The organism is Thalassospira lucentensis MCCC 1A00383 = DSM 14000 (genome assembly GCF_000421265.1).
GTDB classification, from domain to species: Bacteria; Pseudomonadota; Alphaproteobacteria; order Rhodospirillales; family Thalassospiraceae; genus Thalassospira; species Thalassospira lucentensis.
In genome coordinates, this window is sequence record NZ_ATWN01000006.1 from 121,402 (window position 1) to 144,061 (window position 22,660).

Genomic DNA, 22,660 nt, shown 5'->3' on the forward strand with positions numbered 1-22,660 from the left:
AACATATATTCCCGCAAGGGGCATCAATCGGGCAAACCGTTGCTTTTCGTGGAAATTCTGCCATATTTTGACCATTGCAGGATACTATCAGTATTCTGCTCACAATTGGATCAAAGAGGGATTTCAATGGCTTTTGAAACGCGTCAACGCGGCTATGACGTCTCGGTTGGCCGGTCGGCGGCCGAGATCGATGCAGGTCTCCGCGCCTATATGCTAAGTGTTTATAACTACATGGCATCCGCACTGGCTCTGACCGGTGTGGTCGCGATGGCAGTGTCCACCAGCCCAACCCTGATGCAGGCTATTTTCGGTACAGGACTGCAGTGGATTGTGATGCTGGCCCCGATCGGGCTGGTGTTCTTCCTGAGCGCGCGCATTCACAAAATGAGCTTTGGCGCTGCACAGACGACGTTCTGGATTTATGCCGCCCTGATGGGTCTGTCGCTTTCATCGATCTTCCTGGTTTATACCGGTGAATCGATTACCCGGACCTTCTTCATCACCGCAGGTACTTTTGGTGCGATGAGCCTGTTTGGCTACACCACCAAGAAAGATCTGTCGGGCTGGGGCAGCTTCCTGTTCATGGGTCTGATCGGCATCATCATTGCCATGGTGGTCAACATCTTCCTCGCGAGCACGATGTTGCAGTTCATCATCTCGGCTGCTGGTGTACTGATCTTCACGGGCCTTACCGCCTATGACACCCAGCGCATCAAGGAAGAGTATCACGAACATGACGACACCGCGACTTCGGGCAAGAAAGCCCTGTTCGGTGCCCTGCGTCTGTATCTTGACTTCGTGAACCTGTTTATCATGTTGCTGCACTTCTTCGGCGCAAGCCGCGAGTAGAATGCGTCACGCATTCGCAGTCAGAAACCCCGCAGTGCAAGCTGCGGGGTTTTCTTTTGCCTGCATGAAATTTGTCCCAAGGGAAACCGTCGCGACATCGTAAAAACAGGATGCCCAAGATCAAGCCAATGATCGATCAGGACCCGGTGGATTCCTGATTGTTCTCACCCCCGGTCGCATCCATCACGGCCTTGCGATGGGACAACTGGGACAGCATGTTTTCCGCCCGCGTATAGCCACCCGATGCGGCGCGCGCAGCACCCTTGGCCCCGGCATCGGTAAAAGCTTCGTACGCTTGCGAGAAGCTGACACGCGCCAGCCCCGTCATCTTTGAATCTTTGCCCTGGCTGCCATTCATCAGTTGAACCGAGGCCAGTGCAAACATTGTCCGCCCCCAGATATAGGGCTGATCACGCCGGGCACAGACCTTGAGCGATGCCTGATACACAGGAATGACCTGTTCATCGGGAATATGGATATCATTGATCAGGGCCGATGCGACGATGGACTCCGCCAGACCATAAGCCGCAATTGCATACAGTGCCGCATGCGACCGGTTGCTGATCATGCCAATTGCCCGGCGAAACTGCACGACACCACTATCGGCGAGTTTGGCGTTTTCGGTTTCTTTGGCATGAGCAACCAATGCTTCGCCCCCCCGGCAAATCGCCGTCGCACAGTCGGCGGCCGATCCGCCAGTCAATTCAAAGCGCCGGACAAGGAACTTCCAAAGTGCGATGGCCAAGGTTCCCGTACTTGCCTGCATGTTGCTGACCAACGACCAATTCACCAACCCGCCATAAAGCGCAAGAATGGCTGTTTTCTGGCAATCGACCTTGTCAAAATCGCTGATTCCGGCAATGAGTTCCTCGGTACTGGCTTCTTTGACGACGACTTCCTTATGGTGCAGTTTTTCGCCCAGCAGCCCCGATGGCGCCGCAGCCTTCACGACAGCCTTCTCGACAGGTTGATCCCCGGCGGCCTTAAGAATTTGACGGATTTGGGGTTCAATCACGCGCATCGCCGTCGCGCAATATTTGCGATCACCGGTTTCAGCCAGAACGTAAGCCGCAAAGGCATAGGCCGTTGCCACGCCGGGCCCCGCAGCATCAAACGTATCGCCCTTCTGAATGCGTTCCTGAATATCTTCAAGGTGCGAGGTCAGGCGCGCCATCTGCTGGGACCGCATTTCACTGCCGCGCGCCTGATGAACAAGTTCCGCGGAAAGTAAGATACGCAGGGCTTCTGTCGTATCGTGATGTTCAGGCAGCTTGAAACAATGGGTCAGCGGCATGATCAGGCCATAAAGCGACGATGCCAGTTCATCGCTGATCAGGTGAACTTCAAGCTGGCCGGTGGCATCGTTTTGCCTTCCCCAGAACATTGCTTGTGCATCACGCTGATGGGCAACGTTCAATGCGCCAAGCTTAGTCTCACGTATGGCCTGAAAGGGATCCGCAACATCGGGGTTCGGCGCAAAAAACTGATTTACCAGAACGACCTGACTGTCTGGAATCGATGCAAGACTGCGCGAAAGAATATTGGCAATGGCATCAGGCTGTTCCGGGCTGGTCGGTGTTGCACCCCCTGCAGCACTCGCATTAGCAGGATTGGCATTGGCAGGGTTAGCACCGGAAAAGCGCGCAATGGCATAGCGGTATGACGGTTCCGGTTCTGACGTTGTCACATCAGAATCAGATGTCACAACGTCGTCAGTATGCCCGTTTGCGTCTTGGCCTGCGAACAGCGATTTGATCGCAAGACCAACGACAGACCAGAAACCAGCCATTACATCCCTTATCCGTGATCATGCATTGCGAATTGGAAAACAAAAGCCCGACAAAGAGTTACGGGACCATTGTCTGCCGCGAGTCAATTGGGGTCAATGCACTCAATACCGGTTTTCACGATACTGAAGGATAGGAGTTCGCCACCCGAAAACATAATCAATACTGACAAATGTCTGATAAATCGGCATTATTTTATGTTTTAGTTCCAAGGGCGTCTTCGTTGTCGACGGGCATTCTGATTGCGAGACTGTGTCTGCCACGGCCCAGAATGGGCAGGTTGATCAGCTGTTTGATCTGTCACCGGAACAGTCATGGCCTTAAGACGGGCAATGCGGTTGGCCATATCGGGGTGGGTTGAAAACAAACTGTCCATCCCCTTTCCCGACAGTGGGTTGGCGATATACATGTGCGCGGTTGCCGGGTTACGTTCTGCATCCTGATTGGGGATGGTGTGAACGCCTTTATCAAGCTTGTTCAAGGCACTGGCCAGCCATAACGGATGGCCGCAAATCTCCGCGCCCATTTTATCGGCTTGGTATTCGCGGGTACGTGAAATCGCCATCTGAACCAACATCGCGCCAAGCGGGGCCAGAATGGCGACCAAAATCATGCCAAAGCCGCCAAGCGGATTGTTGTTGTCGTTCCGATGACCGCCAAAGATACCGGCAAACATTGCAAAATTCGCCAAGGCAGAAATGGCACCGGCGATGGTCGCGGTAATTGTCATGGTCAGGGTATCGCGGTTTTTAACATGGGCCAGTTCATGGGCCATGACCCCGGCGATCTCGTTCCGATCCAAAAGCTTGAGCAATCCGGTGGTTGCCGCCACGGCCGCATTTTCCGGATTACGCCCGGTGGCAAAGGCATTGGGCTGTGGATTTTCAACCACATAGACCTTGGGCATCGGCAAACCGGCATTCTGCGACAATTCACGCACCATCGAAACCAGTTCCGGTGCCGTGCGGTCATCGACCTGGCGGGCGCTTCGCATCCGAAGCAGCATCGCATCCGAGTTCCAATAGGCAAACACGTTCATCGCACCAGCAAAAAGCAAGGCGATGATCATGCCCTGCTGCCCGCCAATCATCATGCCGACCACGCCAAACAGCGCGGTCAACCCGGCGAGTAACAAACCTGTACGGATGTAATTCATGCTCAAGCGCCCTTCAGACAACGACATCGGGCAAAAGATAGGCATAAGTATTCACATGGCAAGGCATGCCGAAGAAAGGTGAGATCGAACTCACATCATGTCGTGCTAGGGCAGCGGACAGGCTTTGCGTAAATCCTAGTGAATCATCTTTCGATCAGGCCCGTGGGCGGAAATCAAAACACGCTATCAGAAAAAGGAAGAAACAGCCGGACCTACGGGGGTCGGGGGGGGGAAGTTGGCCCGGCTGTTTCTGCAACGATTCCGTTTACTCCGCAGACTGATTGGAATCAGCCCCATCGAGTGAACGGACTTCGTCGCGCCGGCCAATCATGCGCACGAGCACATAAAAGACCGGAGTCAGGATCAGGCCAAATATCGTCACACCCAGCATGCCCGAGAAAACGGCAATACCAATCGCGTGGCGCATCTCGGCCCCGGCACCACTGGACAGAACCAGCGGCACGACGCCCATGATGAAGGCCAGTGATGTCATCAGGATCGGGCGCAACCGCAGGCGGCTGGCCTCGATCGCAGCCTGAAGCGTTGTGCGGCCCTGATGTTCAAGTTCGCGGGCGAACTCGACAATCAGGATCGCGTTCTTTGATGCCAGTCCGGCGAGAACAAACAGACTGATCTGGGTGAAGATGTTGTTATCCCCGCCAAACAGATAGACACCAAAGACAGCAGAAAGGATGCTCATCGGGACGATCATGATGACCGCCAGCGGCATGGTCAGGCTTTCGTACTGGGCCGCCAGAACCAGGAACACCAGAAGGATACAGATCGGGAAGATATACATTGCTGTATCGCCCGCCAGAATCTGCTGATAGGTCAGCTCTGTCCACTCATAGGACATACCCGGTGGCAAGGTTTCATCGAGTATCTTGATGATGGCGGCTTCTGCCTCACCACTGGAATAACCCGGTGCCGCATTGCCGTTCAGATCCGCCGACCGGAACCCGTTGTAGCGCATGGCCGTATCGGGCCCAAACGTTTCGGTAACGGAAAGAACACTGCCAAGCGGCACCATATCGCCATCCGCATTACGCGTTTGCAGACGCAGGATGTCTTCGGGACTGGATCGATAAGGCTTATCGGCCTGCGCAATCACCTGATAGGTACGGCCAAATGTATTGAAATCATTGACATACATTGACCCCAGATAGACCTGCATGGTTCGGAAGATTTCATCAACTGGAATGCCAAGTTGCTGCACCTTTGTACGATCAAGAGACGCCTGAAGCTGCGGGACGTTGATGTTGTAGCTTGAGAACACACCGGTCAGTTCAGGTGCTGCCCATGCCTTGGCCAGAACCTGTTTCATGGCATCATCAAGGGCGCGATACCCCTGATCGGAGCGATCCTCCACCTGCAGCTTAAACCCGCCAACCGTGCCAAGACCCTGCACCGGCGGTGCGGGGAAAATGGCAACGAAGGCCTCATCAATCGCTCCAAACTTCTGTTGAAGTTTGCCCGCAATCGCCAAGCCCGACAGATCGTCACTTTTGCGTTCGGCAAAGTCGGTCAGGGTGACAAACACAATGCCCGCACTTGAACTGTTCACAAACCCGTTGATCGAGAGCCCCGGGAAAGAAACGGCACTTTCAACACCGGGTTCCTTAAGCGCAATGTCAGACATTTCACGAATGACATCTTCGGTCCGGTCCAGCGTTGCGCCCTGTGGGAGTTGGGCAAAACTGACAAGATACTGTTTGTCCTGAATTGGGACAAAGCCGTTCGGCAATATCTGGAACCCCTGATAGGTCAGGGCCAGCAAGCCGACATAAAGCACCATCATGATTGATTTCACACCCAGAAGGCGCTTAACCCCCCCGGCATAAAGATCAGTACTACGGTTAAAGAACCGGTTGAACCCACGGAAGAACCAGCCAAAGACAAAGTCCATGCCGCGTGTCAGCCAATCCTTTGGCGCATCATGACTGCGCAACAAGATCGCCGACAGAGCCGGGCTTAAGGTAAGGGAATTGATCGTCGAAATGATGGTTGCAATCGCAATGGTCAGAGCAAATTGCTGATAAAACTGGCCGGTCAGGCCACTGATAAAGGCAATCGGCACAAACACACCGGTAATCACAAGCGAGGTTGCGATGATCGGCCCGGTCACTTCGCGCATGGCCGCAACCGTTGCATCGCGCGGCGACAAGCCGCGTTCGATGTTTCGTTCAACGTTTTCGACAACGACAATCGCATCATCGACCACGATCCCGATGGCAAGGATCAGACCAAACAGCGACAGCACATTGATCGAAAAGCCCATCAACAGCATCAGCGCAAAGGTCCCGATGATCGAAACCGGCACAGCCAGCAGCGGAATAATTGACGCCCGCCATGTTTGCAGGAAGATCGTGACCACCAGAACAACAAGGGCAATGGCCTCAAGCAAGGTCATGATCACAGATTTGATCGAGCCGCGTACAAAGACGGTCGGGTCATAGACAATGCTGTAATCAAGGTCCTCGGGGAAGTTCTGCTTGAGTTCCTCCATCGCGGCCCGAACGTTGCTTGAGATATCAAGCGCGTTTGAGCCGGGCGATGCAAAGATCGGCAGGGCGACGGCGGGCTTGTTATCAAGCAGGGAGCGCAGCGCATATTGCTGTGCCTCCAACTCGATCCGTGCCACATCGCCAAGACGGGTAATCGTGCCATCTTCACCGCGTTTGATGATGATGCTTCCGAACTCTTCGGGTGTTTCCAAACGGCCACTGATGTTGATCGGCAACTGGAACTGCACGCCGGTGTCATAAGGTGCCCCGCCAATGATCCCCGCAGCAACCTGAACGTTCTGGCTTTGGATGGCGGCAACCACCTCACCCGCCGTCAGGTTACGTTCGGCAACCTTGTCCGGATTGAGCCAGACACGCATGGCGTAATCGCCCGACCCAAACAGCCCTACCTGCCCGACGCCGCCAATACGTGCCAGACGGTCCCGCACATTCAGCGTCGCGTAGTTGCGCAAATACAGCATGTCATAGCGTTCATTGGGCGACCGCAAATGCACGACCATGGTCAGGTCGGGTGACTGTTTTGATACAGTCACGCCAAGCTGACGCACGACATCGGGCAGACGCGGTTCGGCCTGCGATACGCGGTTCTGGACTTTTTGCTGCGCCAGATCCGGATCGGTCCCGATTTCAAATGTCACGGTCAGCGACAGGTTGCCATCGGTTGTCGCCAGCGAGTTGATATAAAGCATCCCCTCAACCCCGTTGATTTGCTCTTCAAGCGGGGAGGCAACAGTTTCGGCAATCTCGGCGGGGTTTGCACCGGGAAATTTGGCTTGGACCACGACGGTTGGCGGCACGACTTCCGGGTATTCGGAAATCGGCAAACGCCACATGGCAATCAGGCCAGCCAAAAGGATAAGAACGGACAGGACGCCGGCAAAAATCGGGCGATCCACGAAAAATCTGGATAAGTTCTGCATGACGGTCAGCCTTGCTTATGCGCGCAGTAAAGCACCCCTCAGGATGCTGAGGCCTGCAGAATTTCGGGGGCGACGGACATACCGGGACGAACCTTCATGATGCCGTTCACAATGACAAGTTCACCAATCTCAAGACCGGATGTGACAATCCGCATGCCGTTGAGTTCTGACCCCAGCATCACCTGACGGTAGGCAACCGTGTTGTCGGGCTGAACGACATAGACGAATTTACGATCCTGATCGGTGCTGATCGCCTCAGGCGGGATCATGATGACCTCTTCCTTGGCAAGCGTGCCAAGTTCCAGACTGGCAAAGGTGCCCGGCAGAAGGGTGCCATCAAGATTGTCAAACAGTGCCCGGGTCCGGATGGTGCCGGTGCGCGCATCAATGCGGTTGTCAAAGCTGTGTACGTGACCAGAAACATGCCGGCCGTTCGACAGCGTCATATTGACCGGGATGCTTTGCGCGGCATCATCAATCTTGCCACTGGCGCCAAGGCTGGCAAAGAAGGTCTGCTCATCAAGGTCGAAATCGGCATAGATTTTCCCGGTTGAGACAATGGTGGTCAGAACCGGGGCGTTTGGACCGGCATTGACCTGGTTGCCAACGGTCATTTCGACACGGCTGACACGCCCGTCAATCGGGGCTTTGACATAGGCGTGATCAAGTTCGATTTCAGCCAGTTCAAGCTGTGCCTGCGCACGGGTGACCTGACTTTGTGCGACCTGATGGGTGCTAAGCCGTTCGTCATAAACACGTTTTGACACCGTGCCATTGGACACCAGCTTTTCCGCACGTTCCTTTTCCTTGGAGGCCAGCGACAGGTTTTGACGGGCAACGGAAAGTTCTGCGCGTGCTTCATCGACTGCGGCCTGATAGCTGCGCGGGTCAATCACGGCAAGAATATCGCCCTGCTTGACCAACTGACCGTCTTCAAAACCGATTTTGACGATCGCACCACTGACCTGCGGGCGCAACTGGACTTCTTCGACAGCACTCAGACGGCCGGAAAAGTTGCTCCAGAGACGAACAGAATTACTTTTTACATCGGAAACGGTGACCGGTGTTGCCATGGGTGCGGACTGAACCGCGACCTCATCGGCGGCGGAACCGGTGACATGCAAGCCATATCCACCGGCGGCAACTGCCAGCGCCAGAACGGCCGCGGGCAGCAATATTTTGCGTTTTGATCGAGACTGCATCTTTCCATCTTCCAAAAGCGTGAGCCGCACATATTGCGGACTGTTTGACCGATAGATGCATACCGATCGGTTTGCTTGCAAGGGGAAGAAGGCAAAAAAGTGGTTATTTTTTAAATTATTTTAGAACGCATCCGAAACATCAGGCCGCGTCAGAAGAGCTTACATCCCTGAATTTACATTGTAAATTGAGGATTCGACAGATGCCTTCACGCAGATCAGACCGAACAGTATCAAGATCATTAAAAACCTTGCCATAGGTCAAAAGCCCGTGGACATACTGGAAAATCATGCGCGCCAGTGTTGTGACGTCTCCATCCTCGCTGAGCATGCCCTCGCCTTTGAGACCACGCACCATGGATGCAAGGTATTTGATCTGTTCTTCGGCCAGTTCGCGTGAGCAATCCTGAATTTCGATGTCTTCGGGGCCGACCTGACCGCCTGCGGTGAAAATCGGACAGACACAGACTTCGCTTTCACCGGGGATTGCGTATTTTTCCTGTTTGCTGCAGACCAGATCGATATAGCGGTTCAGTTGCTCAATCGGGGAAATATCGGGCGAAAAGATCGAACGGAGCTCGTCCTTGCCCTTTTCCCAATGCTGTCGCGCAGACGCGGCAAACAAGGCGGCCTTGCTGTCAAAGTGATGATAGAACGCGCCCTTGGTGACACCGGCATGTTTGCAGACGTCGCTGACGCCGATATCGTGGTAACTACGGGTCGTTAACAGCTCCATGGCTGTCTCAAGCAGCTTGATCCGGGTTTCTGCAGCGTTCCTCATGGCTTTGACCTAATTTTTTTTATGTATGTAACGAATATACGAACCGGTCGGTATTTTTCAAGTAAATGACCGGATATATTGTCACTTCATCATGTAATAATGGCAACAGGATGACAGTAATGTTTGCAAATTCAAAGCGCTAAGCCGTGATGAGTTAAAAACGCATAGCAGCCGTCATAGCGGTATTTTCCGCCGTTCTGCGACACCACATCGGCCAAATCTGCCCGATGACCACACAAAAGAAAGGAGGGCCCGAAACGCGCCCTCCTGACATAGATACTGACATAAACTGTGACGCGTGATCAGGCGCCGGTCAAAGCCCTGATCTGACGGTTGGCAACCGTGATCATGGAAAGATCAATCTGACCTGCGGCCCGCAGTTCATTGATCAGTTCATCACAGCGTGCACAACCCCGTTGATGGGCATCCACCCACTTATCAACCAGTTCGGCACCCGATGCGCCCTTTTTGCCCGCACCAAGAACCGCACGGGTCAATTCACGCTGATGACCATAAAGATCGTCAACCACCGCCGCACGGGCGAGTTTCTGCCAATGGGTTTCGGCTTCGATTGAATCGGCGGCTGCCCGCATCAGGCCAAGCTGGAACCGGGCCCCCACTGCAAAGTAGGTGGCCCCGACTTCGATCACATCCCGGCCCGTGGCCTCGGCAATACGGACGACATCACAAATCGCCACCATCTGCGCCATGGATGCCACGCGGCGTGCCAAATCTTCGGGCACACCCTGTGCGACCAGGGATTGTGCCTTTTGATCCAGCGACGTTCTGAAACCGGCATCAACCGGCACGATATCGTCAAAGGCATCAATCACCTTTGACACTGCCGGGCGGAACATCTCGATCTTGGCCCCAACATTAAGTTCCTCGCAATTGCGCAGGAACCATTGGGTGACATGATTGACCATCCGGTTGATGTCGCGGAACATGCCGATCTGAAGCTTGGCCAGAACCACGTTATCAAGGGCCTCAATCCCGGCCCAGATATCACGCAGACCAAACACCGCACGGGTAATCAAATACCCGCGCGACACATCCACAGCCGAAAGACCCGTGGCTTCCATCATGTCATGAACAAAGGTGCCCCCGACCCGGTTGACCAGACTGTTGGTCGCAACGGTCGCAATGATTTCACGCTTCAACCGATGTTCTGAAATCGCATCGGCGTATTTCTTACGCACCGGCGTCGGGAAATAGCGCACCAGTTCTTCGACCAAAATCGGATCGTCTGGCAAATCAGATTCCAGCACCTCGTCATACAGCCAAAGTTTGGCATAGGGCATCAGAACCGAAACTTCGGGCCGTGTCAGGCCTTCGTGGTTGCTGGCACGTTTTGCAAGTTCTTCGTCATCAGGAAGATATTCGATCTCGCGGTTAAGCCGTCCTTCGCGTTCCAGCATCCGGATCAAACGCACCTGTGCATCGAGCACATCGGCACTTGCCGCATAGGTGTTCGAGATCGCCTGACTTTGCAGATAATTGTCCCGCAGAACAAGATCACCGACCTCATCGGTCATTTCGACCAGAAGCTTGTTGCGCTGCTTTTCGGTCATGTCCCCGGCGGCGACAACTTCGCCAACAAGGATCTTGATGTTGACCTCATGGTCCGAGCAATTCACACCCGCAGCATTATCGATGGCGTCAGTATTCAAACGACCACTGGCATGGGCATACTCGATACGGCCCCGCTGTGTGGCGCCAAGGTTGGCCCCCTCACCAATGACCTTTGCGCGAATTTCACGGCCATTGATGCGAATGGCATCATTGGCACGGTCGCCTGCGTCGGCATTGGTTTCCATCTGCGATTTGATATAGGTCCCAATCCCGCCGAACCACAGAAGTTCAACATCGGATTTCAGGATGGCCTTCATCATATCAGCGGGTGTTACCTTGCCCGTCTCAAGGCCCAGCAACTTGCGGACTTCTGGCGACGGATCAAGGGTTTTGGCTTTGCGATCAAAAATATCCCCGCCTTTGGACAGGGTCTTTTTGTCGTAATCGCCCCAGCCGGATCGCGGCAGATCGAACAGGCGTTGGCGTTCAGCAAAGCTTTTTGCCATATCCGGGTCCGGATCGACAAAAATATGCATATGGTTGAAGGCGGCGGTCAGTTTGATTTGCTCAGACAGCAACATGCCGTTGCCAAACACATCGCCTGACATATCGCCAACACCGGCCACGGTGAACGGGGTTTTCTGGATGTCCTTGCCCATTTCGCGGAAATGACGCTTGACAGATTCCCACGCCCCACGCGCCGTGATGCCCATTTTCTTATGGTCATAGCCCTGCGAGCCGCCCGATGCAAAGGCATCGTCAAGCCAGAAGCCATAATCACGCGCCACACCATTGGCGATGTCTGAGAACGTCGCAGTCCCCTTATCGGCGGCAACCACCAGATAGGGATCATCTTCATCAAGACGACGTACCCGTTCGGGGGCAACAATATCACCGGCAACAATATTGTCGGTGATATCGAGCATCCCGCTCATCAGTATTTTGTAACAAGCAATGCCTTCTTCAAGGAAGGCTTCGCGCGTACCATCGACCGGAGGGCGTTTGACAACAAAACCGCCCTTTGACCCGACAGGTACAATCACCGCGTTCTTGACCATCTGGGCTTTGACCAGACCGAGAATTTCGGTCCGGAAATCTTCTTGACGGTCGGACCAGCGAATACCACCACGGGCAACCGGCCCCCCGCGCAGGTGAACGGCCTCGACCCGCGGAGAATAGACAAATATTTCGCGCCACGGACGCGGAAGCGGCAAATCTTCGACCATGCCCGAATTGAATTTAACCGATAGGTACGGTTTGGGATTTCCATCCGCGCCGTACTGGAAGAAGTTGGTGCGCAAGGTTGCCTGAACCAGATTAAGGAAGGCGCGCAAAATGCGGTCTTCGTCCGGGTTCATCACATCTTCAAGCTTGGTAATGATATCGCCTTCGATGGCTTCGGCCTCGGCCGCCAGCCCCGGATCGCGATCCGGGTCAAAGCGGGCAACAAACAAGGACACAAGGGCCGATGCCAATGTCGGATTATTGGCAAGGGTCTTGGCCATATAATCCTGCGAGAAGGCCGATCCCATCTGACGCATGTAGCGCGAATAGGTGCGCAGGATCACGACTTCGCGCCAATCCAACCCGCCCAGCAGGACAAGACGGTTAAAGGCGTCATTTTCCACTTCGCCGTGCCACATGCGGACAAACAGTTCCTGGAACTTGTCACGCACGTCATGCAGGTGGAATTCACCATCCACAACCACGCCGAAATCATGGATACGCACATTGATATCAACGTCGCGCGGTTCCACCGTGAACGGGTTCTCGGTGATGACCTTAAGCCCCATGTTTTCAAGCATCGGCAACACATCGGACAGCGGCACAGGCATGCCCGGATTATAGATTTTAAACCGGAGCTCGTTCTCGGCCGCCTCAATCGGGCGATACAGGTTCACCCGGATATCAAAGGCCTTCATCACGTCTTCGATGCGCTCAACATCAAGTGCGGCACTTTCAACCGTGAAACGATCACGATAGTCGCTTGAGAAGCTTTCGCCGTATTTGCGATACAGTGCTAAGCCACGTTCTTCGCCCATTTCACGCACAAGAACCTGACGCAACGTATCGGCCCAGTCGCGTGCAGTTTCAACAAGCTGACGTTCGATGTCGGTCACATCGTATTCCGGCAATTCACCCGGCGTGGTTTTCACCAGCAGGTGCAACCGCGCAAGCGGACTGTCGCCAATCAGGGTATAATGAGCTGAAACCTTGCCCTCAAAGGCGTCTTCAATGACCTTCTGGAACTTGATCCGCAATTTGGTCGAGAAACGATCACGCGGGCAGAAAAGCTGACAGGAGACGAACCGTTCAAACGCGTCACGCCGGACAAAAAGCGCAATCCGTTGGCGTTCCTGCAGGTGCAATATCCCCATGCAGGTATGATACAGATCATCAAGTTCGACCTGGAACAGCTCATCACGCGGGAAGGTTTCAAGAATATTGACCAGTGCCTTGGCGTCATGACCGGCGGGCGGGAAGCCGGCGCGGGCAATCGTTTCATCCAGTTTTTTGCGCAAAAGCGGGATCAAACGCGGGCTGAGGTTATAGGCAACTGAGGTAAACAGGCCGACGAACAGATGCTGACCAATCACCTTGCCTTTGGTGTCGAACTGTTTGACGACAATGGTATCAAGATGAACAGACCGATGAACTGTCGATTGTTTATTGGCTTTGGTCACCATCAAGAGACTGGGTTTGGTGACAAAATCCTTTACCTCGTCTGACAGGTTGCCGATCTGGCGCAACTCGTCAAAAACATGCGTGCCTTCGCGCGCCAGAATGCCCAACTGGTTCTGAACACTTACGTCACCACCGGCCTTTTTGGCGCCACCGCCAAATTTATATTCGCGGTAGCCCAGGAAGGTGAAATGGTCGTTATGCAGCCAGCCCAGGAATTCCTCGGCTTCCTTACGATCATCGGTCGGAATGGTTTTCGGGGCTGTTTTAATTTCATCCAGAACGTCGGTGACTTTGCTGAGCATCTGTTTCCAGTCACGCACAGCAAGACCGACATCGGTCAAAACATCATCAAGACGTGCGCGTACTTTATTAAGCACGGCTTCGTCGGTTTGTTCGTCAATCTCAAGATGCATGACCGATTCACGCGGCGCATCGGAGTCTTCGACCGAGGCAACGACGTCAAGTTCTCCCTTGCCGTCGCGCTTGATCCGCATGATCGGGTGAATGACCAGATGAACGGTCAGATCAAGGTCATGCAGGGCGGATGTAACCGAGTCGACCAGAAACGGCATGTCCGTATTGATCATCTCGATCACGGTGTGATCTGATTTCCAGCCGTGCTCTTCGAGATCAGGGTTATAGACCCGGATCTTGGCCGCATCAGCCGAAGGACGCTTTTGTGCGAATTTGTAAAGCGTCAACGCCGCGCCATAAAGCGAGTCGATAGATCGACCCGCCACGTCGTCGGGCGGAACATCCTTGTAAAAAAGGCGAACGAACGCTTCTGCATCCTTCGCCATTTTGCCTTTTAAACGCTGTTGGATTTGTTCGACAACTTTGTCGATGACTTCCCGTTTCGGGTCGTCTTTACGGGCTTTCATGTCCAATTTCCCTTTTTCCCGGTCCTGTTTGCCAGAACCGAAACACTGACCTTTTGCGGTCAGCATCACACACCACGGATGTCACATTTAATTGGGAAGGAAATCTGGGGTTTTCCAAGGTTGGAGCATATGGAATTCCGAAGATTTCCTCCAAGGCTACACATAGCGGATGATCTGCCTAAAAACTATGCTTCTGCACAAAAAAAATTCATTTAACCAACAAGCTAGCCTTTCACCGAAACATTAATTGTCTGGCTGCGATGTCACAGAATTTTGTTCTTTTTGCATCGCAAGATCGAGTTAAACTTGGAATACTGCCCCAAGCGATTATCATCTTCGCAACCGCACAATGAAAATTCGGAGTCTCATGATGCTTGCAGGCAAAAAAGGCCTGATTGTCGGTATTGCCAATAAAATGTCCATCGCTTGGGGATGTGCCCGCATTTTCAACCGCGAAAGCGCTGAACTGGCGATCACCTATCAGAACGCAAAAGCCGAAAAGTATGTCCGCCCGCAGGCCGAAGAACTTCACGCCCCGATCATCTGCCCGCTTGATGTCTGTGACGAACAGCAAATGGACATATTGTTCGCACAGATCGAGAAACAATGGGGAAAGCTTGATTTCGTACTGCATTCAATCGCCTTTGCCCCGGCAGATGACCTGCATGGGCGGGTGACGGACTGTTCACGCGACGGCTTTTTGATGGCGATGGATATTTCGTGCCATTCGTTTCAGCGCCTTGCCAAACGGGCAGAGCCGTTAATGACCGATGGCGGCGCACTTTTGACGGTGACCTATATGGGCTCAGAGCGGGTGATTGATCATTACGGCGTCATGGGCCCGGTCAAGGCGGCCCTTGAAAGCACAACCCGTTATATGGCGGCCGAGCTTGGTCCGAAAAACATTCGCTGCCATGCGATTTCACCGGGGCCACTTTTAACCCGTGCGGCATCAGGCATTGCCGAGTTTGAGACATTGATGGATCAGGCAACCCGTCGTGCGCCGGGCCGCAGATTGGTCACCATTGATGAAATCGGCGAGCTGGCAGCTTTTCTTGCCAGTGACCGCGCCCGGTCTTTGACCGGGGATGTCGCTCATATTGATGGCGGTTACAATATCATGGGTTAACGACGCTTTATCGCGCCTCATGTTAGCGACGCTTTATCGCGTCTTGGGCCCGTGGCGCGACACGTTTGATCTGGCGCTGTAACGCAAGTTTGGTTTCGGCATCAGGATCAGGGGCCATTGCGGCAAACAGATCGGGCACGTCACCGCCGTTCAGCGCGACCATGCGCTGTTCGGTTTCGGACTGATGTTCAACGCCCCCTTCGACCAAATGGCAAAGATCAAACCCGGCGGCCTTTAGTGGCGGGGCAATCAGCAACGTCCGATGACAATCAAGCGGATCCTTTTCCGCACACATCAGACAGATGCGATATTTTTGCGCACCGCTGATCAAACGGGCAATGCCATCCTGAAATTCCGGAAGCTGTACCATCAGATCATAGTCCAGCTGCCCGTCAGGATAGAGCTCAGGCACTTGCGGCTTGCCACCCATTACATCCCCCATAAAAACATAGGCAACGCCCTGTGCCCGCAAAAAGGGGCCAAAACTGTCGGCATCAAACGCCGTCCAGTAGCTGGATCGTTTAAACGTCCGAACATCGGCCACGGCCGTAATGCCGTGCGCCTTAAACAGCGCAAGCAAACTGTCGCGGTCATGACCGGCATAGCCGACCGTGAAGATGGTTTTCGGATCGGGTCCGGGTACGTTTGGCGGAGCATCCTGCATAGGGTGCAGCACACGATAAAAAGGCCCATAGCGCAAGACGGAAAAGCAAAAGGCCGCCCCGAAGGACGGCCTTTGAAACTTTCATCATGGAGCGGGCGAAGAGATTCGAACTCTCGACCCTAACCTTGGCAAGGTTATGCTCTACCCCTGAGCTACGCCCGCATCATCATGAAAGCTGATGCCTTTGGAAAGTGACCTGATGGAGCGGGCGAAGAGATTCGAACTCTCGACCCTAACCTTGGCAAGGTTATGCTCTACCCCTGAGCTACGCCCGCATTCATCAGTATTTCCTGCCCCTGTGGAGCGGCGCGGATAATAGCCCAACAAAGAGCGATTGCAACCCTTTTTTCCACGAAAGTGCCACATCGGAAATTTTGGCGGTTTTCCTTGACTTTACTGGGTCCAATCGCCGAAATCCGACCATCGTTGCGCAAATTTGCGTCCGGTTTTCAACTTGGGTATCTTCTGGCATCACATCCACAAGGAAAACAGCATGAGCGATCCATCAACCCTGCTTTTCGAATATCTGGAAAAACTGGAAATCGAAACCACGACTCACAGCCATGAGCCGCTGTTCACAGTTGAGGATTCGCAGAATTTGCGCGGCGACCTGCCCGGTCTGCATTCCAAGAACCTGTTTGTCAAAGATAAAAAGGACGCTCTTTGGTTGGTGGTGGCCGAGGAAAACACGCAAATCCGTATGAACCATCTGCACAAACGGCTTGGATCGGCACGCCTTTCGTTTGGTAAACCAGAACTTCTGATCGAAACGCTTGGCGTGACACCGGGGTCGGTAACGCCCTTTGCCCTGATCAATGATCAGGATCGCGTGGTTAATCTGGCACTTGATGCCAAACTGGCCAGTGGCGACAAATTGAACTTTCACCCCTTGCGGAATGACCGAACCACGACAATTCAGTCTATGGACCTGTTGCGGTTCGTCTCGTCACTGGGCTATGACGCAAAGATCATTGATTTTGAAAACGAATTAGATGACCAATCGTCTAACTAAACGTCTGAGAAACCTTTTAGTCCTTTATATTGACGTATAATACACGCCTAATATTGCCATTACACCTCTTGTCGGACGGCAATGGCAACATCATCTTAAATCCTGAATTAGTGAGTTAAAGATAATGTCCATCATTCTTGACGCGAACGCGCCGGAAGCTGCCACCAACACGACGCCCGACCTGATCAAGGACGGATCTGTCGAAACTTTTGTGCAAGACGTCATCGAACCGTCTATGGAAGTGCCTGTTGTTGTTGATTTCTGGGCACCTTGGTGCGGTCCATGCAAAAGCCTGACGCCGACGATCGAAAAAGTCACCCGCGAAGCCGGTGGACGGGTGAAGCTTGTCAAAATCAATATTGACGAGAACCAGGAACTGGCAGCGCAGTTGCGCATCCAGTCCGTCCCGACCGTCTATGCCTTTAAGGATGGCCGTCCGGTTGATGCATTTCAGGGCGCACAGCCCGAAAGCGAAGTGCGCGCATTCTATGAAAAACTTGCTGGCGGCCCGATTGAAAGCCCGATTGAAGCCATTCTTGAACAGGCGGCCACAGCCCTTGCCGAAGACGACCACACCACCGCACATAGCCTGTATGTCAGCGTGCTTGAACGTGAACAGCAAAACGAAGTCGCCATTGGCGGCATGATCCGCTGCATGGTTGGCATGGGTGAAATTGAAGAAACCCGCCACTTCGTTGACAACATGTCTGATCTTGATCGCCTCAAACCCGCGATTGCGGCTGCCATCAGTGCGCTTGAACTGGCTGAAACCGGATATAGCCCGGAAGACCTTGAAGCCGCGCGCGCCAAAGTTGCGGCCAATCCTTCTGATGTGCAGGCACAATACGATCTTGGCATGGCCTGCTTTGCGACCAACAAACGCGAAGATGCCGTCAAAGCCATGATCACCATCATTCGCACCGACCGTGAATGGAACGAGGATGCCGGGCGCACCCAGCTCCTTAAATTCTTTGAAGCATGGGGCCCATCAGACCCCGCCAGCGTCGCCGGACGCCGCGCATTATCAACGGTGTTATTTTCATGAGCATATGCGGTCCCTTCGATCCGATGTATTCGGACTTGCCAAACACCATGCCGATTTTCCCGCTGGGTGGCGCTTTGCTGCTGCCGCGCGGGCATCTGCCGCTTAATGTTTTTGAGCCGCGGTATCTTAATATGGTGACGGATGCATTGGGTCAGGACCGCATGATTGGCATGATCCAGCCAAGGCCGGATCAGCGTGCCAGCCTTTTGGTTGATCAGGATAATCCGCCGGTTTTCAACACCGGTTGTGCGGGACGCATTACCGCCTTTAGCGAAACCGATGATGGACGTTTTTTAATCACATTGACCGGTGTTTGCCGGTTCAATGTGGTGGAAGAATTGCCCGAGAATGAGGGCGGTTACCGCACTGTACGCGGTGATTTCAGCGCATGGAAAGATGACCTGGACATTCCCAGTGTCGACGCACCGATCAACCGTGATCGCCTGCGCACTGCCCTGGAAGTCTATTTTGCGCAGCATTCCTTAAGGTCATGCTGGGATACACTGGCCGACAGCGATGATGAAATGTTGATCACCACCATTTCGATGGGCTGCCAGCTTAGCCCGCTTGAAAAACAGGCTTTGCTCGAATGCACAACCCTGTATGATCGCGGCGATATGCTGACAACCTTGCTTGAAATGGCGGCACATGCCAATCCAAAGCACGCGCACAGCAATTCAAACTAAGCCAAACAGACCTGTCACACGACGCCCACCAAACCGAAGGCCACATTATGACCGCGACCCACAGCCCGGTAGACCCGAAACTTCTTGAAATCCTTGTCTGCCCGGTCACCAAGCAGGCACTTGAGTATGATCGCGACAATAACGAACTGATCAGCACCAAAGCCGGTCTGGCCTATCCGATCCGTGACGGCATCCCGATCATGCTGCCTGACGAAGCCCGCGCAATCGACGATTAAGGCAGCTTAACTTCATGGCCAAAGACGGTTTCACACCTGATTTCACACCGGTTGAAATCAATTATCTGCGCGATGAACACATTCTGGAAATCGTCTGGGATGATGGTGTTTCGTCGCGCTTTAGTGCGGAACTGCTTCGGGTTGAAAGCCCATCGGCCGAGGTGCAGGGCCACCATCCGTCGGAAAAGAAAATCATCCCCGGGCGGCGCCATGTCGGGGTTATCGATATTGTTCCGGTTGGCAACTATGCCATCCGCATCAGTTTCGACGACCTGCATGACAGCGGACTTTTCAGTTGGCACTACCTGCGCGAATTGCACGACACACAAGATACCCTGTGGGCAGATTACCTTCGTGCACTCGAGGCCCGCGGCCTGTCACGCGACCCACGCAAACCTTCCTGACACCCGCCCCACACCCATTCCCACTTACCGAAAATACAAAAACGGCCCCGTCAGATGACAGGACCGCTTTTAGGATTTTTCGTTCTATACCGGCCGGGGAGGCTGCGTCGCCGCCCTCTGGCACATTCGATCCGCTTTCGAGAAGACTTAGAAGCGATACCCAACACCGACACCAAAGACCCATGGATCAAGATCGACATCAACTTTGGCAGGCGATGCGCCGCCAAGGTCTGCTGTAACATCGGTATTGAGAAAGAGCTTTTTCACATCGACGTTCAACGACCACGGGCCTGAGATGGCATAATCAAAACCGGCCTGGAACGCATAGCCAAAGCCATCGTCGTATTTGATCGAATTCGCGGCACCGGATTTCTCATTGTAGAACATGGTGTAGTTCAAACCCGCACCAACATACGGACTGAAACGCTGATCAGCCATAAAGTGATACTGCAAGGTCAGGGTCGGCGGCAAAAGATTGACCGAACCAAGGTCAACATCCGGATTCTGCCATTTCACATCATGCTTGGTGGTTGCGGCAATAAGCTCCAAAGCTATGTTATCGGTCAGAAAGTAGGAAAAATCGACCTCAGGAACGTAGTCGTTATCCACCTTGGCTTCGCCGGTTGCAATATCCCCCGTAGAGGAGTCTTCCTGCGGAACCACCCCGATGACACGGCCACGGATCAGAAAATCACCGGCCTGTTTGGCCTTAAAGCCTGCGTCCTGTGCCTGAGCGGCACCACCGGCAACCATGGTTACGCCAAAAATTGCCGCCACAGCAGCCGACAACATCAGTTTATGGGAAAATGTCATGTCCTGTCCCCTGTCATTAAATTTAACTCGAGGGGAACCTGCGCCTAAGCCATTGCTGACTTGTTGATACATATCAACAAGGGTTCATAAAAAAAGACAACATTTTGAATGACTTTAAATGACCATCAAATATTAAACCCAGACGCGTGATAGAAACACCCTATCTCTACCTTTGCATCTCTTTTAATCACATTGGGTCAGAGGGCACGACGCAGATCGCCTAGCTAAAGGGACTTTCCCTGCATCAGTTTGGGCAGAGTCCCGGCATATCCCATGGCATGTGACATGAATGTTTTCTTAAGCGGCGGGATTTTCTGAACCACGGCAAGGCCAATGTCACGCGCCCAGCGGATCGGGGCGATATCATTGGAAAACAGCCGGTTGGTCACATCTGTTACCGCCAGCATCACCGTATTATCAAACCGGCGCCATTGGGCATATTCGGCCAAAACATCAATGCTGCCAATATCACGCCCCAGACGACGGGCATTAACCAGAATTTCGGCCAATACCGCAACGTCACGAATGCCCATATTAAGGCCCTGCCCGGCAATCGGGTGCATGCCGTGCGCAGCATCCCCGATCAGGGCGATCCGGTCATCGGTGTAGTGATAGGCGTGCTGAAGCCCCAGCGGATAGCAAAAGCGCGGGCCAATCACTTCAAGATCACCAAGATAGCCATCAAAGCGACGGTGTAATTCGTCGGTAAAGGTTTCTTCATCGAGATTAACCAGATAATTGCCAAGGTCCGTGCTTTCGGTCCAGACAATCGAACACCGGTTTTCTGTCATCGGCAGAATGGCAAACGGACCCGCAGGCAGGAAATGCTCAACCGCAAGGCCGTTATGGGGCTGCTTGTGCTTGACCGTGCACACAACTGCACTTTGCTTATAGCTCCAGTCATATGTCTTGATCCCCGCCCAGTCGCGCAGCATGGAATTGCGGCCTTCTGCCCCGATGGCAAGTGGCGCACGCACCGCACGCCCATCGGCAAGGGTGATGGTCATGCCGCCCTGATCGCGCGCGATATCCTCAACCCGTGCCGGGGCCAACATCTCGATCAGGTCGTTTTCGGCAATGGCCCGGTACAAGGCACCGCGCGTCACAAGGTTTTCAACGATATAGCCCAGTGGCGCGTCGCCAAGATCAGCATGATCGTAATGCAGGAACAGCGGGCTTTGACCATCGGCAATGCGGATATCAAGGATCGGCTGGGCCGCGTCAGCCATATTTTTCCAGGCACCAATAACCTCAAGTACGGATTTTGATGCGGCGGCAATTGCGCACGTCCGGCCATCATAATTGGCACTCAGGATGGTTTTGGGATCGGCAAAGTCAATCACCACTGATTTCATCCCGCCGTGCGCCAGCGACAGCGCCATGGCCGCCCCGTTCAGACCACCGCCCAAAATAATGACATCAGTCTTCATCACGTCCTGATCATGCATGGCCCAAAATCCCTATCCTGTGGGGTCAGACCGACAGGTGAACCTGTTTTGTCTGACCTTGTATCCGTTTGGCACATGTTTACCCGGCGTCGCCATAGCGGGCAAGAAAATGCAGGAAATTATACCCCTGCGAACAAGGCCGCAGTGTGAGCAACACCTTAAGGAGAATACGCGATCCGTTGGCGATTGGGCCACTCCCTGCGGGGTAACTTTCCAAAGTCGGCACTTTATCGACAACCCTGCGACAGAGCCTTGACCTAAAACAGATTTTTCTGACGCTTTGGTTGATTAAAAAATATGCACATTTTTTAAACAACCTTAGATTCTGTGCATATTTTAATCCTGCGCCTTGCCATGGCCTCCTGATCCCCAATGCCTAAATTAGACATTTTTTCATTATAAAACAAACACTTACATTTATTATTTTGAGTCTGGCACGATTCTTGGTTTGAGGGTTGAGACTGCGAAATCGTGATTACCACGTTGGTACTCAACGGATATGCCGGGAGGTCGCACAATATGAAACTTGTTACTGCTGTCATCAAACCGTTCAAACTCGACGAAGTCCGCGAGGCGCTTAGCGCACTGGGCGTTCAGGGGTTAACGGTCACCGAAGTAAAAGGTTTTGGCCGTCAGAAAGGCCAGACCGAAATTTATCGTGGTGCTGAATACATGGTCAGCTTCCTGCCGAAAGTGAAGCTGGAAGTCGCCATCACGGATAATCTGGTCGATCAGGTTGTCGAGGCTATCACCAAAACAGCTCAAACCGGGAAAATCGGGGACGGAAAGATTTTCGTTCTTGATGTGAGCCAGGCGGTCCGTATCCGCACAGGCGAAACCGGCGACGACGCCCTGTAAGTCCAGAGAC

General features: G+C 53.5%; 17 protein-coding genes and 2 tRNA genes. 8 read left to right on the forward strand and 11 right to left on the reverse strand.

The features are described 5' to 3' along the window. Positions 1–126 precede the first annotated feature (126 nt). The gene (locus tag K355_RS0113570; protein ID WP_022732696.1) at positions 127–849 is read left to right on the forward strand and encodes a Bax inhibitor-1/YccA family protein; all 723 of its coding nucleotides are present in this window, start codon (positions 127–129) and stop codon (positions 847–849) included. Positions 850–985: 136 nt separating this feature from the next. On the opposite strand, the gene K355_RS0113575 is transcribed toward K355_RS0113570, so the two are convergent. The 6 genes from K355_RS0113575 to K355_RS0113600 form a co-directional block, all read right to left on the reverse strand. After that, on the reverse strand, positions 986–2,638 hold the full coding sequence (locus K355_RS0113575) for a hypothetical protein (RefSeq protein WP_022732697.1): 1,653 nt from the start codon (positions 2,636–2,638) through the stop codon (positions 986–988). A gap of 200 nt (positions 2,639–2,838) precedes the next feature. Next, positions 2,839–3,792 (reverse strand): zinc metalloprotease HtpX, encoded by a 954-nt coding sequence (gene htpX, locus K355_RS0113580; RefSeq protein WP_022732698.1) that lies wholly within the window; start codon positions 3,790–3,792, stop codon positions 2,839–2,841. 265 nt (positions 3,793–4,057) lie between these two features. Beyond that, the gene (locus K355_RS0113585) at positions 4,058–7,237 is read right to left on the reverse strand and encodes an efflux RND transporter permease subunit (protein ID WP_022732699.1); all 3,180 of its coding nucleotides are present in this window, start codon (positions 7,235–7,237) and stop codon (positions 4,058–4,060) included. Positions 7,238–7,275: 38 nt separating this feature from the next. Continuing rightward, positions 7,276–8,439 (reverse strand): efflux RND transporter periplasmic adaptor subunit, encoded by a 1,164-nt coding sequence (locus K355_RS0113590; RefSeq protein ID WP_022732700.1) that lies wholly within the window; start codon positions 8,437–8,439, stop codon positions 7,276–7,278. Positions 8,440–8,578: 139 nt separating this feature from the next. Continuing rightward, the gene (locus tag K355_RS0113595; protein WP_022732701.1) at positions 8,579–9,217 is read right to left on the reverse strand and encodes a TetR/AcrR family transcriptional regulator; all 639 of its coding nucleotides are present in this window, start codon (positions 9,215–9,217) and stop codon (positions 8,579–8,581) included. A 302-nt stretch (positions 9,218–9,519) separates the two neighbouring features. Then, positions 9,520–14,355, reverse strand: a complete 4,836-nt coding sequence (locus K355_RS0113600) for an NAD-glutamate dehydrogenase (protein ID WP_022732702.1) — start codon at positions 14,353–14,355, stop codon at positions 9,520–9,522. A 370-nt stretch (positions 14,356–14,725) separates the two neighbouring features. On the opposite strand from K355_RS0113600, the gene fabI reads away from it, so the two are divergent. Continuing rightward, a complete protein-coding gene (fabI, locus tag K355_RS0113605) occupies positions 14,726–15,484 on the forward strand; it encodes an enoyl-ACP reductase FabI (RefSeq protein ID WP_028791598.1) in 759 nt (252 codons plus the stop codon). 22 nt (positions 15,485–15,506) lie between these two features. On the opposite strand, the gene K355_RS24010 is transcribed toward fabI, so the two are convergent. The 3 genes from K355_RS24010 to K355_RS0113620 all read right to left on the reverse strand — a co-directional run bounded on the left by K355_RS24010 (position 15,507) and on the right by K355_RS0113620 (position 16,423). Beyond that, the gene (locus tag K355_RS24010; RefSeq protein WP_022732704.1) at positions 15,507–16,148 is read right to left on the reverse strand and encodes a DUF488 domain-containing protein; all 642 of its coding nucleotides are present in this window, start codon (positions 16,146–16,148) and stop codon (positions 15,507–15,509) included. Positions 16,149–16,235: 87 nt separating this feature from the next. Then, positions 16,236–16,310: transfer RNA gene (locus K355_RS0113615), tRNA-Gly, on the reverse strand. Between the two features lie 38 nt (positions 16,311–16,348). Beyond that, positions 16,349–16,423: transfer RNA gene (locus K355_RS0113620), tRNA-Gly, on the reverse strand. 218 nt (positions 16,424–16,641) lie between these two features. Between K355_RS0113620 and K355_RS0113625 the strand changes: the two genes are divergently transcribed. From K355_RS0113625 to K355_RS0113645, 5 genes are all read left to right on the forward strand, one after another. Next, positions 16,642–17,160, forward strand: a complete 519-nt coding sequence (locus K355_RS0113625; protein ID WP_028791599.1) for a prolyl-tRNA synthetase associated domain-containing protein — start codon at positions 16,642–16,644, stop codon at positions 17,158–17,160. Positions 17,161–17,284: 124 nt separating this feature from the next. After that, positions 17,285–18,205, forward strand: coding sequence for a thioredoxin (gene trxA / locus K355_RS0113630; protein ID WP_022732706.1), 921 nt, complete (start codon positions 17,285–17,287; stop codon positions 18,203–18,205). After that, on the forward strand, positions 18,202–18,891 hold the full coding sequence (locus tag K355_RS0113635; protein ID WP_022732707.1) for an LON peptidase substrate-binding domain-containing protein: 690 nt from the start codon (positions 18,202–18,204) through the stop codon (positions 18,889–18,891). The genes trxA and K355_RS0113635 overlap by 4 nt, the downstream gene beginning before the upstream one ends. 47 nt (positions 18,892–18,938) lie before the next feature. Continuing rightward, entirely contained in the window at positions 18,939–19,127 is a 189-nt protein-coding gene (locus K355_RS0113640) for a Trm112 family protein (protein ID WP_022732708.1), read from the forward strand. A 14-nt stretch (positions 19,128–19,141) separates the two neighbouring features. Then, complete coding sequence (locus K355_RS0113645; RefSeq protein WP_022732709.1) at positions 19,142–19,531, forward strand: gamma-butyrobetaine hydroxylase family protein; 390 nt, start codon at positions 19,142–19,144, stop codon at positions 19,529–19,531. Between the two features lie 147 nt (positions 19,532–19,678). On the opposite strand, the gene K355_RS0113650 is transcribed toward K355_RS0113645, so the two are convergent. Next, the gene (locus tag K355_RS0113650) at positions 19,679–20,344 is read right to left on the reverse strand and encodes an OmpW/AlkL family protein (RefSeq protein ID WP_022732710.1); all 666 of its coding nucleotides are present in this window, start codon (positions 20,342–20,344) and stop codon (positions 19,679–19,681) included. 224 nt (positions 20,345–20,568) lie between these two features. Beyond that, positions 20,569–21,792 (reverse strand): UbiH/UbiF/VisC/COQ6 family ubiquinone biosynthesis hydroxylase, encoded by a 1,224-nt coding sequence (locus tag K355_RS0113655; RefSeq protein WP_022732711.1) that lies wholly within the window; start codon positions 21,790–21,792, stop codon positions 20,569–20,571. 519 nt (positions 21,793–22,311) lie between these two features. Between K355_RS0113655 and K355_RS0113660 the strand changes: the two genes are divergently transcribed. Further along, the gene (locus tag K355_RS0113660; protein WP_007088725.1) at positions 22,312–22,650 is read left to right on the forward strand and encodes a P-II family nitrogen regulator; all 339 of its coding nucleotides are present in this window, start codon (positions 22,312–22,314) and stop codon (positions 22,648–22,650) included. Positions 22,651–22,660 lie beyond the last annotated feature (10 nt).